The sequence below is a fragment of the Streptomyces sp. NPDC054849 genome, from assembly GCF_053610945.1.
Genome location: NZ_JBSGZI010000008.1, coordinates 109,643 through 121,609, shown reverse-complemented (window position 1 = coordinate 121,609; position 11,967 = coordinate 109,643). Strand labels below are relative to the sequence as shown.

General features: G+C 71.7%; 9 protein-coding genes. 5 read left to right on the top strand and 4 right to left on the bottom strand.

Features of this window, described 5'->3' with window-relative positions:
• Positions 1-123: 123 nt before the first annotated feature.
• On the top strand, positions 124-738 hold the full coding sequence (locus ACWGIF_RS06220) for a TetR/AcrR family transcriptional regulator (protein ID WP_453491749.1): 615 nt from the start codon (positions 124-126) through the stop codon (positions 736-738).
• Between the two features lie 90 nt (positions 739-828).
• Here the strand turns inward: ACWGIF_RS06220 and ACWGIF_RS06215 are convergent, their stop codons facing one another.
• Positions 829-2,499 carry an FAD-dependent oxidoreductase gene (locus tag ACWGIF_RS06215; protein ID WP_453491746.1) on the bottom strand — a complete coding sequence of 557 codons (1,671 nt, stop codon included), beginning with the start codon at positions 2,497-2,499 and terminating at the stop codon, positions 829-831.
• 146 nt (positions 2,500-2,645) lie between these two features.
• Between ACWGIF_RS06215 and ACWGIF_RS06210 the strand changes: the two genes are divergently transcribed.
• Complete coding sequence (locus tag ACWGIF_RS06210) at positions 2,646-3,806, top strand: SchA/CurD-like domain-containing protein (protein WP_453491743.1); 1,161 nt, start codon at positions 2,646-2,648, stop codon at positions 3,804-3,806.
• A 13-nt stretch (positions 3,807-3,819) separates the two neighbouring features.
• Positions 3,820-4,077 (top strand): acyl carrier protein, encoded by a 258-nt coding sequence (locus ACWGIF_RS06205; protein WP_453491740.1) that lies wholly within the window; start codon positions 3,820-3,822, stop codon positions 4,075-4,077.
• A 98-nt stretch (positions 4,078-4,175) separates the two neighbouring features.
• Here ACWGIF_RS06205 and ACWGIF_RS06200 read toward each other — a convergent pair whose 3' ends face one another.
• The 3 genes from ACWGIF_RS06200 to ACWGIF_RS06190 form a co-directional block, all read right to left on the bottom strand.
• The gene (locus ACWGIF_RS06200) at positions 4,176-5,270 is read right to left on the bottom strand and encodes a methyltransferase (RefSeq protein WP_453491737.1); all 1,095 of its coding nucleotides are present in this window, start codon (positions 5,268-5,270) and stop codon (positions 4,176-4,178) included.
• A gap of 34 nt (positions 5,271-5,304) precedes the next feature.
• Positions 5,305-6,393 (bottom strand): right-handed parallel beta-helix repeat-containing protein, encoded by a 1,089-nt coding sequence (locus ACWGIF_RS06195; protein WP_453491734.1) that lies wholly within the window; start codon positions 6,391-6,393, stop codon positions 5,305-5,307.
• 195 nt (positions 6,394-6,588) lie between these two features.
• Entirely contained in the window at positions 6,589-7,158 is a 570-nt protein-coding gene (locus tag ACWGIF_RS06190) for a DM13 domain-containing protein (protein ID WP_453491731.1), read from the bottom strand.
• A 278-nt stretch (positions 7,159-7,436) separates the two neighbouring features.
• On the opposite strand from ACWGIF_RS06190, the gene ACWGIF_RS06185 reads away from it, so the two are divergent.
• Together ACWGIF_RS06185 and ACWGIF_RS06180 are read left to right on the top strand one after the other, a co-directional pair.
• On the top strand, positions 7,437-7,799 hold the full coding sequence (locus tag ACWGIF_RS06185) for a hypothetical protein (protein WP_453491729.1): 363 nt from the start codon (positions 7,437-7,439) through the stop codon (positions 7,797-7,799).
• A 145-nt stretch (positions 7,800-7,944) separates the two neighbouring features.
• Positions 7,945-11,766, top strand: coding sequence for an nSTAND1 domain-containing NTPase (locus ACWGIF_RS06180; RefSeq protein ID WP_453491727.1), 3,822 nt, complete (start codon positions 7,945-7,947; stop codon positions 11,764-11,766).
• Positions 11,767-11,967: the final 201 nt, after the last annotated feature.

Sequence of the window (11,967 nt, the reverse complement as noted above, 5' to 3'; positions counted from 1 at the left end):
GATCGGCGACGATCCGGCCGGCCCCGGCCGCCGCCTTCCCCGGCACAGGACCCCGGCACGGCACGTACGGCACTTCACGCACCGCACGCACGGCACGCACAGCACGAACCGAGAGGAACGCCCATGGCACGGATGCCGTCGGCCGAACGGCGCCGGCAGCTGACCGAGGCCGCGATCCGCGCGATGACCCGCGACGGCGTCACCCGGACGACGACCCGGTCGATCTCCGCCGAGGCGGGCGTGTCACTGAGCGTGTTCCACTACTGCTTCGAGTCCAAGCAGGCGCTGCTGGAGTCCGTCATCACGGCGATCACCGAGCACAGCATCACCGTGGTGAAGGAGGCGATCCAGCCGAGGGCCACTCTTCGGGAAACCGTCCGGGCCGGCTTCCAGGCGTATTGGGACCATGTCTCCGCCCACCCGGGCGAACACATGCTCACGTACGAACTCACGCAGTACGCCCTGCGCCGGCCGGGCTTCGAGCACCTGGCCCGACGGCAGTACCAGTTGTACTGCGACACCTACACCGAGCTGATCGAACAGCTCCGACACCGGATGGGCTTCGCCCTCCGGGTACCCGTACCGGTGCTGGCGCGCTATCTGGCGGCCATGACCGACGGACTGACGCTGAACCACCTCGTTCTCGGCGACGCCACGATCTCGGCGGACATCCTCGACATGATCACCGACCACGTCGCCGGCCTCGTCGGCGAGGACACCGCCGCCGCCGCGCCCTGAGCGGGGCGAGGCCGCGCCGAAGCCCGTCGTGGGCTGAACCTGCACGGCACCGGGCGGAGCGGGTAGGCCGGGAACCCGTGAGGAAGAGGCTCAGGCGCGGTCGAGGAGGGTGGTCAGGACCTTCTGGAGGACCACCTCCGGGTCCATGACGGCGTCGTCGGCCGAGCGCCAGGCCACGAAACCGTCCGGGCGGACCAGGACCGCGCCGGCCGCCGTGGTGCCGTGCGCCTCGGCCCAGTCCGCGCCGTCCTCCGGGATCAGGTCGGCCTCCGGCCCCGTGCCGATCGCATACGCGTCCAGGCGCACGTTCATCCGCTTGGCGACGGACCCCGCCGCGCCGCTCCACGACGTGCCTTCGGAGCTGAGCAGGACGAACGACCGCTCGTAGAGATCGACGGTCGACTTCCGCTCCTGCACCCCCGGCACGCGCAGCCACATGTGCGGCGCACGCGTGCCCGGGTCCCCGCAGAGCCGCATCCCGTCGGGCAGGACGGGCTGGTCCGGGTCGGTTCCCAGGACCGCGCCCTGGTTGTAGCGGTAGCCCATGACCACGGGGAGGACGCCGGCCTGCGGGCCACCGCGGGGGGCGGGCTCGGGGGCGGGCTCGGGGAGCGTCTGGGCATCGGGCTCGTACCCCGGGTGGCTGTGCTCCGCCGAGCGGGCCGAGGCGCGCTCGGCGGTCGCCCGGGCCACCGGCAGCCGTTCGGCCTCGTAAGTCTGCAGGAGCCCCGGGCCCGCCGCACCGTCCAGCACCGCGGCGAGCTTCCAGGCGAGGTTGTGGGCGTCCTGGATACCGGTGTTCGAGCCGAACGCCCCGGTGGGGGACATCTCGTGGGCGGAGTCGCCGACCAGGAAGACCCGGCCGGCCGCATACCGCTGCGCAACCCGCTCGGCGGCGTGCCACGGGGCCTTTCCGGTGATCTCGACGTCCAGGTCGGGCGCGCCGACGGCTCGGCGGATGTGCGCGACGCAGCGCTCGTCCGTGAAGTCCTCGAGCGTCTCGCCGCGGTCGGGGTGCCAGGGGGCGTGGAAGACCCACCGCTCGCGGTTGTCGACCGGCAGCAGCGCCCCGTCGGCGTGGGGCTTGGTCAGGTAGCAGACGATGAAGCGCCGTTCGCCGACCACGTTCGCCAGCCCGCGGGACCGGAAGGTGATGCTCACGTTGTGGAACAGGTCGCCGTGGCCGCTCTGGCCGATACGGAGCTGTTCGCGCACCGGGCTGCGGGGCCCGTCGGCGGCGACGAGGTAGTCCGCCCGCACGGTGCTGTGCTCCCCGGTCTCCCGGTTCTTCACGAGCGCGGTCACGCCGCTCTCGTCCGCTTCGAAGGAGAGGAGTTCGGTGGAGAACCGCAGGTCCGCCCCGAGGGCGGGGGTCACGGACATCAGTACCGGCTCGATGTCGTTCTGGCTGCACAGGCACCACGCCGACGGACTGAACCGCGCGAGCGCACCACCGGGGTCGATCTGCTCGAACAGCCACTCCTGGTCGTCACCGGTCAGCGAGCCGCCTTGCAGGATTCCGTGGTTGTCCGCCAGGACGGAGGCGGCCTCACGGATCCGGTCCTCGACGCGGGCGACCCGGAACAGCTCCATCGTCCGTACGTTGATACCGCGTCCGCGTGGGTGCAGGGAAGTACCCGCGTGCTTCTCGACCAGCATGTGGGTGATGCCGTGTCGGCCGAGGAACAGCGAGGTGCACAGGCCCACCAGCGAGCCGCCCACGATGAGGACCGGGACGCGGTGGTCGACGTTTTCCTTCATGGCTCTTCCATGCCCTGTGCGAGGGGGGTTCCCTCGCCCGTTCACCCGCTTGGTTCTCTCCTCTCGCGCCGCAGGGATTACGGGACAACGATCGGTTCGGGTGGCGCCGCCCGTGGCGACCGTGTGGTCTCGAAGGAGTGTGAACGATGACAACCTTGTCGGAACGGATATCCCAGTCCGCCTTCGACGGCTCGAGGCTTCGGGTCGTGCTGCTGCTGGATCTGTACGACGGTGCGCAGAACCAGTTCCTGGAGGTATACGAGCATCTGCGCAAGCAGGTGTCCTCCGTCCCCGGACACATCAGCGACGAGTTGTGCCAGTCGATCGAGAATCCCTCGCAGTGGCTCATCACCAGCGAATGGGAGAGCGCACCGCGCTTCTTGGCCTGGGTCAACAGTGAGGACCACGTCGCGTCGGTCCAGCCGCTCCACGGCTGCGTACGCGACACCCGCTCGCTGCGTTTCAGTGTGCTGCGGGAGACCAGCAAGGAGCCGGTGCCCGGTTCCGCCTCCCTCCCCCGCTCGTCCTCCGGCTCTCCGCTCTTCGCGGATCGCGCCGAGGGCCTCCAGATCGCCCCGCGGCGCGGGGACGGCGTGGTCCGCCACGCCCTCACCTTCACCGTCAAGCCGGGCAGCGAGCCCGTCGTGGCGGAGCTGCTCGCCGGGTACGCCTCCCCGCAGGCGCAGGTCGACGACGGCACCCGGCTGCGCCGCACCTCCCTGTTCATGCACGGCAACCGCGTCGTACGGGCGGTAGAAGTGGAGGGCGACCTCCTCGCGGCACTGCGCCATGTGGCCCGGCAGCCCGAGGTCAGGGCTCTGGAGGAGGCCATCAACCCGTACCTGGAGCAGGACCGCGACCTCAGTGACCCCGGGTCCGCCCGGATGTTCTTCACCCGTGCGGCGCTCCCGGCGGTGCACCACGTGGCGGCCGGCGGCCGCGAACACGCGGAACTGGAGCGGCACGCTCTCTTCTACCCCGCGAAGGACGGGTGCGGCATGGCACTCGCCCGGCTGCTCGCCACCCAGGGCGAGGCCGCCGTGGACGACCCGACGAGCCCCATCGAGGGCAGCACGGTCTTCCAGCGCGACGACATCGTCGTCCGGCTCCTCGACATGCGCGGACCGCTCGACGCCCGGCCCGCCCTGTCGCTCGGCGTCGAGGGCGGCCACAAGGCGGCCGTGCTGGCCCGGCTGCTCGACAGCGCCAAGGACGGCGTCCCCACGACTGACCAGGAGATCTCACGCTTCCTCGCGCGCTCTGAGATGCGCCTGATCACCGACCGGCGTACGCCGGCACCAGCCTGAGGAGATGTCCGACATGACCGATCGACTGACCATGGAAGAACTGGCCGCTCTGATGAAGAAGGGCGCCGGCATCAACGTCGACCCCGCCGTCATGGCGAGCCGCCCCGACTCCGGCTTCGACGAGTGGGGGCTCGACTCCCTGGGGCTCCTCGGCATCGTCGGCGAGCTGGAGAACCGGCACAGCCGGCCCCTGCCCGCCGACGCGGACCGGTGCAAGTCGCCACGCGAGTTCCTCGACCTCGTCAACAACGCCCTGACGACCGGAACCTGATCCGTTCGGACGGACGGACACCGCCCGGCCTCCACGCCGACGCCCCCGAGACCGGCTCCGTGCCGGTCCCGAGGCGTTGGATCCTATGTGGGTCGGGCTCACCCGGGCACGGTGCACTCGAAGGCGTGCAGGTAGGCGTTGACCGGACGGATCTCGCCGATCACGAGTCCGGCGTCCTCCATCCGGGTGCAGAGGCTTTGCCTGGTGTGCTTCGCGCCCCCCACGTTGAGCAGCAGCAGCAGGTCCATGGCCGTGGTGAACTTCATCGACGGAGTGTCGTCGACCAGGTTCTCGATGATGACGACCCTGGCCCCGGGGCGGGCGGCGGCGACGACGTTGCGCAGGGTCCTGCGAGTGCTCTCGTCGTCCCATTCCAGGATGTTCTTGATGATGTACATGTCGGCTTCGACCGGGATGGCCTGACGGCAGTCCCCGGGGACGATGCCGGCCCGCTCGGCGAGCGGACCGCCCTCGTGCAGCCGGGGATCGGCCTTCGCCACCACCCCCGGCAGGTCGAGCAGCACGCCTCGTACCGTCGGGTGCTTCTCCAGCAGACTCGCCAGCACGTGCCCCTGGCCGCCGCCGATGTCCGCGACCACCGAGACGCCGGTGAGGTCGAGGAGGTCCGCGACGTCCAGTGCGGACTGCACGCTGGAGGTGGTCATGGCCCGGTTGAACACGTGGGCCGACTCGTGCGCGTCCTGGTGCAGGTAGTCGAAGAACCCCTTGCCGTACACGTCCTGGAACACGCTCCCGCCGGACCGCACGGCGTCGTCGAGCCGCGGCCAGACCTCCCATGTCCAGGGTTCCGTGCACCACAGGGCGATGTAGCGCAGGCTGTGCGGATCGTCCTCGCGCAGCAGTCGCGACATCTCGGTGTGGACGAACGTCCCGTCCTCCGTCTCCGCGAAGACGCCGTAGCAGGACAGGGCGCGCAGCAGCCGCTGCAGGGGCTGCTGCTCGCACTGCACCGCCGCGGCGAGCTCGGCCGCGGTGGCGGGCGTCTCGCCGAGGGCGTCGGCCACTCCGAGACGGGCCGCTGCCCGTACGGCCGCGGCGCAGGCCGCCCCGAAGACCAGTTCACGCAGTCGCATGCCCGGCTGGGGGGTGTGCGCGGCCGCGGGGATCGGTCCGGGGAGCGTGGTGGGGGTGGTGAGGGTGGTGGAGATGCTGGTGGAACTTACCGTGGTCATGCGGCCTCGATTCTCCTGGTGAGGGGGAACACGGTCAGCACATCCCGGCCGGTACGGAGGTCTCGCACCGGTTGTCGTGGAACTGGTTGCCCGTTCCGGCACCCTGATTGGCCAGGTCCGCCGGCCGGTTGTCCCTCACGACGTTGTCGTGGATGACGTTGTCGGTGTTCGTTGCGCCCACGAAGCTCTTGAAGAGCAGGATTCCGCCCGAGAGCGGGGAGGAGCCGACGTTGCCGCGGATGGAGTTGGACCGCACGATCGTTTCCTCGGCGCCGGTGAGGACGATGCCGACGCCCTGGATGTCGGGGAGGCGGCTGTTGCCCTTGCAGAACTTGTTGTTCTCGTGGATCCGGTTGCCTCGGATGGTCATGTCTCCGGCACCGGGCTCGCCCTCGTCGCCCACGACGAAGACGCCTCCGCAGTTTCCGGTGAGGGTGTTGGCGCTGACGGTGAGGTTCCTGACGCGCCGGACCGTGACTCCGATCCGGTTGCCGGTGAGCGTGTTGCCCCGGATCACGGCGCCCTGGGTGTCGGTGGCGCCACCCTCCCGTTCGACGGTGTTGGCGATGAAGATCCCCGACTCGGTGTTGTCGCGGGCGACGTTGTCGCGGAACTGCCCGCGGGTGGACCTCTCCTGGGCGATGCCCCAGGTGCCGTTCCTCTCGGAGATCACCCGCTCGACGCTGAGCCGGTCGGTGTAGGAAGCCCAGAGGCCGTTCCGCTTGAAACCCGAGACGGCCAGCGAACGGATGTGCACCCCGTCGACGGGCTGCCCCGCCGTCCCCATGACGCAGATCCCGGTGTCGGCCTGGGAGCAGGCGGTGACCGCCCGTGTGGGCGCCTTCCGTGCGGCGGGCGGGGTCTTCGTGGTCGGCGGCTTGATCACCGTCCGGGCCCCCCACCCGCGCAGCGTCAGCCGCTTCGTGATCAGCACGTTCTCGTAGTAGGTGCCGGGCATGACCGTGATGATGTCGCCCGGCCGCGCGGCGTTCACCGCGTCCTGGATGGAGTCGCCCGGGTGCACTCTGTGTCCGGCCGCTGCCGCGGGTGGCGCGAACACACCAAACCCTGCGGCCATGACGACGGCGATGCACGTGAGGGACTTGAGTTGTCGGTTCGTCACGATGCCGAAGTTATGGGCGATGACGGCCTCTCGCCACACCGGGTAAGCGGATGGATACATCCTGTGGGCAAACGGCCGCATTTTGACGTCCGGAGGAGTGGATCGCGGTACTCGGGCTGACGGCGTTCGGCGTGACGCCCGATCAGCTCCGGCCGTACGGCGTGTCGCCCGTCCGGACACGCCACCGCGGCGACGTCACACGGAGGTGAGGCTCGCCGCGCCGAAGGAGACGTCGAAGCGGTCGCACCAGATGGTGACGCTGGTGTAGTCGGCCACGTTCACGCCGGCGGGGAGAGGGTAGTTCTGGTCCCCCTTGTTGCCTTTGAGCTTGCCGAGGCTGGCGTACTTGCCGTCGTCGAAGACGCGCCAGCCGGCCACGCCCTCCTTCACCGGCGCATCGGTCAGCCAGACCCGCAGGTCCGGGCCGTTGCTCGTGTCGAGGTTGGCCAGGCGCAGGGTGTGGGACCCGTCGGGGAGCCGGATGAGTTCCGCCACGCCGGTGGTGCTGTGCTCGTGGCTGATGAGCGTCCCGCGGGCGACGGTCACCGGTGCGGCCGGGGGCGCGCCGGTGTCCGACGGTTCGGTGCCCGACGGCCCTGTCCCCGACGGCCCGGTCGCGGCCCCCGTCGGCAGCGCCTCGCGGACGGTCTCGTCCTGCCACAGCTTCCACGGCTGCAGCCAGTACAGCCCCGCCGCCAGCACCACCGAGACCGCGATCGATACCGCCGCCACCAACCGTCCGCGCCGCCGCCCTGTCCGTGTCACTGCCGCTCCCTTGGTCCAGTCCGCACCGCACCGGTCCGATCCGGTCCGGTCCGTCCTACGGATTCAACGCGACCGGACCGCCCTGCGCCAGGTCCGCCATGGTGATGATCGTCCTACCTCCGCCGACGCGGACCGTTGCCTCCTCTTCCGCGATCGGGCAGGTCGCAGGGGGTTTCCCGGGAGCTCGCCCGACGGGCAACGGGCAACCCGTCGACCCCGGTGCGCCCCGGGGGCAGGCTGAAGCCGTCTGTACGAGGCAAGGACCACAAGGGGAAATTATGCGCAAGATGTTCCGCGGCGCCGCCGCTCTCGCGACCTCCGTCACCGCCGTGATCGCGCTCAGCGGTACCGTCGAGGCCAAGCCCGCCGACGCGTGGGCCGGTTGCCCGGACGGGGCGGTCTGCATCTACCCCCAGAACCAGAACCCGGCCGTCAAGCCGACCCACGTCTTCTACAAGTACGGGGCCCACAACCTGACCAACCAGTACGGGAACCACTGGGTCCTCAACAACCAGTACGGCGGTGCGACCGCAAACCTGTGCAGGGGTTCCGGCGGCGCGAACTGCGGCGAGCCGATCGCCGCGAAGACCGGTGTCTACGCCGACCTCACGCCGGTCAACTCGATCCGCCTCAACCCGTAACACCCCCTCAGGACGACGTCCGCAGCCGCCGTGCGGCGGCTGCGGACATTCCTGTGCTCGTCATACCGGGCCGAAGGTTTGGCCGTCCGTCCCACCCCCGCTGTAGCCTGGACACCGTCATCTGGCCGCCTGGGCGTGCAGGGCCATGGGGGATGTTGTGGGGGATCCGGACCGCCGGCGGAAGACCGATCACCAGCACGAATCCGACGACACCGCGACGCCCTTCCCCGCACAGCTGAGACGTCTGCGGATGCAACGCGGCCTGTCCCTGGCGGACCTCGCGCGCCGGACGCACTACAGCAAGGGCTATCTCAGCAAGATCGAGACCGGCTCGAAGCGGGTCACCGTCGACGTCGCGCGGCGCTGTGACGACGTACTGCTGGCCGGGGGCGAACTGCTGCGGATGGTCCGGGAGACGGAGCCGCCCAGCGCCACCGCGGAGGGCGGCCGTGACGGCGCCGGGGCCGGGGCGCAGGCGGACGGCGAGTGTCCCTATCGCGGCCTGCCTGCCTTCACCGTGCAGGACGCGCGGTGGTTCTTCGGACGGGAGCGTGCGACGGCCGAGCTCGCCGAACGGGTCTTCGAGCGGATCGGCAGCGGGCCGCTGATGCTGGTCGCCCCGTCGGGCGCCGGCAAGTCCTCCCTGCTGAACGCCGGTCTCGTACCGACTCTGCGGCGCGACGGCTTCCCGATGCCGGGCGCCGCCACGTGGCCGGTGGTGCGGTTCACCCCCACCGCTCATCCACTGGAGGAGCTGCTGGACTGCACCGGCAAGGTCCTGGGCGGCGATCTCGGCATCACCACTCGGGAGGTGCGGGACCGGCCGCACGCGCTGCTCGAAGCCGTTCACCGGCTGTCGGACCGTACCCCGGCGGGTGACCGGGACCGGCGGCCGCCGCCGCCCCTGCGTCCGGTGCTGCTCGTCGACCAGTTCGAGGAGTTGTTCACCCTCTGCTCCCACGAGGACGAGCGGCGCGCGTTCGTACGGGTGCTCTGCGCGCTGTCCTCCTCCCGCCCGGCGCCGGCCGGTCACGACCCCGCCGTCGTGGTGCTCGGCGTACGGGCCGACTTCTCCGGGAACTGTCTCGACCTTCCGGACCTGGCGCCGGTCTTCACAGGCGGGCTGTTCGTCCTGCCCCCGATGTCGCCTGCGGAGCTCCGGGAGTCGGTCACCCGCCCGGCGGAGCTCGCCGGCCTCGCCCTCGAACCGGGGCTGGTCCCTCTGCTGCTGCGCGATGTCGGCCTCAGCGACGATCCGCCCGACCGGATCCCCTCCGGTGCGCTGCCCCTGGTCTCCCACGCCCTGATGGCCACCTGGCGGCAGCGCGAGGGCTCCAGCCTGACCGTCGCCGGGTACGAGCGGACCGGCGGCATCCAGGGGGCGATCGCCCGTACGGCCGAGGAGGTGTTCGCACGCCTGTACCCGGCCGAGCAGAACACGCTCCGCCGCGTCCTGGTGCGCCTGGTCCACGTCGCCGACGGTACGGGGGCGACGCGGCGCCGGATGAGCCGGACCGCCCTGATGGAACAACTGGTCGACGCGGGCCCCGCCGCGGCCGCGCTCGACACCTTCGTACGGGCCCGCCTGATCACCATGGACAGCGACACCGTCGAGATCACCCACGAGGCCCTCCTGCACGCCTGGCCCCGGCTGCGCGGCTGGATCCGCGCCGACCGGGCCGGGCTCCTGATCCACCAGCAACTGGCCCACGCGGCCGCCGAATGGGAGCGCGAGGGCCGCGACCCCTCGGCGCTCTACCGCGGGACCCGGCTGGAGACCGCCCGCTCCTGGGCCGACGAACTCGACGGCAGGAGTCGGCTCGGCCCCCGCGAGGCCGCCTTCCTCCGGGAGAGCCAGGCCGCGCAGGACAGCCGGGAGCGGCAGGCCGGGCGCCAGGTGCGGGTGCGGCAGTGGATGCTGGCCACGCTCGTCGTCCTGCTGGTCCTCGCCGTGGGTGCCGGCGGCCTGGCGTACCAGCAGCGCGCGGGCGCCCTCGGCCAGGAGCGCGTCGCCCGTTCGCGGGCGCTCGCCCTGCAGTCCGCCGCGCTGGCCGCGGGCCAGCCGGAGGCGTCGATGCTGCTCGCCGAGGAGGCGTACCGGACCGCGGAGACGAGCGAGGCGCGGGGGGCGTTGCTGAGCACGCAGGCCCAGCCGTTCGTCGCCCGCCTGGGCGGGCACGGCGGGCCGGTCAACGCGGTGGCCTTCGGGCCGGGGAACGGCATGCTGGCCACGGCCAGTTCCGACGGGACGGTGACCCTGCGGCGGGTGGCCGACCGCCGGACGACGGCGACCTTCACCATGCCGGGCCGGGTCCGCGCGGTCGCCGTCAGCCCCGACGGGCGGACCCTTGCGGCCGCCTCCACGGACGGCCCGGCCCGGCTCTGGGACATCGCCGGCCACCGTACGAGAGCGGTCCTCCCGGCGAGTACGGCGGGCGCCCGGGCGGTGGTCTTCGCGCCGGACGGGCGAACGCTGGCGGTCGGTTGCCCCGACGGGACGATCCACCTGTGGGCGGCCGCCGGGGACCGGCGCGCCGTGGGCTCCCTCGCCGGCCACACCGGGCGGGTCAACGCCCTTGCGTACGCCGCGGACGGCCGGACGCTGGTCTCGGCCGGCGCCGACCGGACGGTACGGCTGTGGGATCCGGTGGACGGCCGTCCGCTGGCCACCCTCACCGGACACACGGACGAGGTGCTGGGGGCCGCGTTCGCCCCGGACGGCCGTACGGTCGCCACGGGCGGCGTCGACCGGACCGTCCGGCTGTGGGACGTGGCCGGCCGCCGGACGGCCGCCACGCTGACGGGGCACAGCGACGACGTCAACGGCGTCGCCTACACGCCGGACGGGACGACGGTCGTCAGCGCGGGCGGCGACGGTACGACCCGGCTGTGGGACGTGGCCGGCGGCCGGCTGACGGCGACGCTCGCCGGGCACACCGACTACGTGCTCGGGGTGGCCGTGGACAGCGGTGGCGCGGTGCTGGCCACGGCCGGCTTCGACCAGTCGGTGGTGCTGTGGGACCTCCGGGGGCCGGTGCTGACCTCACGGCCGTTCACGGAGATCTGGCACGCCGCCTACAGCCCGGACGGCACGCTGCTGGCCACCGCGGAGGCGGATCATGCGGTGCGGCTGTGGGACGTGGCGCGGCGCCGGGCCGTGGCCACGTTCCAGGGGCACAGCGAAACGGTGTTCTCGGTGGCCTTCGCCCCCGACGGGCGGACCCTGGCCTCGGCCGGCTCCGACGGCACGATCCGGCTGTGGGACACCTCCGCGCGCGCCGCGGCGGCCACACTGACCGGCCAGGGCGGGACCGTGTTCGCGGTGGCATTCGCCCCGGACGGGCGGACCCTGGCCTCGGCCGGCTCGGACGGCACCGTACGGCTGTGGGACGTGGCCGAGCGCCGTCCGCTCGCCGTGCTCACCGGACACACGGACTTCGCCAACGACGTGGCCTTCAGTCCGGACGGGCGCACCCTGGCGAGCGCCGGCGACGATCTGACGGTCCGTCTCTGGGACGTCGCCGGGCGCCGCTCGCTGGCCGCTCTCACCGGACACACGGGGGCGGTACGCGGGGTGGCCTTCAGCCCGGACGGGCGGACGCTGGCGAGCAGCGGCAACGACGGGACCGTACGGTTGTGGGACACGCACCGCCACCGTTTCGAGGCGGCGCTGGCCGGACACACCGGTTCCGCGCGGGGCATCGCCTTCTCCCCCGACGGCCGCACGCTCGCGAGCAGCGGCAACGACCGTACGGTGCGGCTGTGGGACGTGGCCGCGCGCCGAACGGTGGCGGCGCTGTCCGGGCATGCGAACGCGGTGTGGGGCGTCGCGTTCGCCCCCGACGGGCGGACGGTGGCCAGCAGCAGCACGGACGGCACGGTCCGGCTGTGGAACCTGGACGCCGGAGCACGTCTCGTGGAGATCGGCCGCCTGCGGGAGGGAGCCGGCCCTGAGAATCGGGACTGAACTCGCCGATCACATGGAGCGACTCCAGCAGGACACCGGGGCGCACGAGTTGAGGCAGTGACCGGCAATCCCCGGCCATAGTTTGTCCGAATTCCCTTTGCAGAAAAAGTTGCTGCGAACCCCCTGATCGATAGTACGGTTTACAGCGAACATGTGCCCTTGGCAACCATCGACCCGGACCTCGACCATCCGTTCTCCTGC

Coding starts and splice junctions, on each gene's coding strand:
- ACWGIF_RS06220 (WP_453491749.1), top strand. CDS start 124: ATGGCACGGATGCCGTCGGCCGAACGGCGCCGGCAGCTGACCGAGGCC.
- ACWGIF_RS06215 (WP_453491746.1), bottom strand. CDS start 2,499: ATGAAGGAAAACGTCGACCACCGCGTCCCGGTCCTCATCGTGGGCGGC.
- ACWGIF_RS06210 (WP_453491743.1), top strand. CDS start 2,646: ATGACAACCTTGTCGGAACGGATATCCCAGTCCGCCTTCGACGGCTCG.
- ACWGIF_RS06205 (WP_453491740.1), top strand. CDS start 3,820: ATGACCGATCGACTGACCATGGAAGAACTGGCCGCTCTGATGAAGAAG.
- ACWGIF_RS06200 (WP_453491737.1), bottom strand. CDS start 5,270: ATGACCACGGTAAGTTCCACCAGCATCTCCACCACCCTCACCACCCCC.
- ACWGIF_RS06185 (WP_453491729.1), top strand. CDS start 7,437: ATGCGCAAGATGTTCCGCGGCGCCGCCGCTCTCGCGACCTCCGTCACC.
- ACWGIF_RS06180 (WP_453491727.1), top strand. CDS start 7,945: ATGGGGGATGTTGTGGGGGATCCGGACCGCCGGCGGAAGACCGATCAC.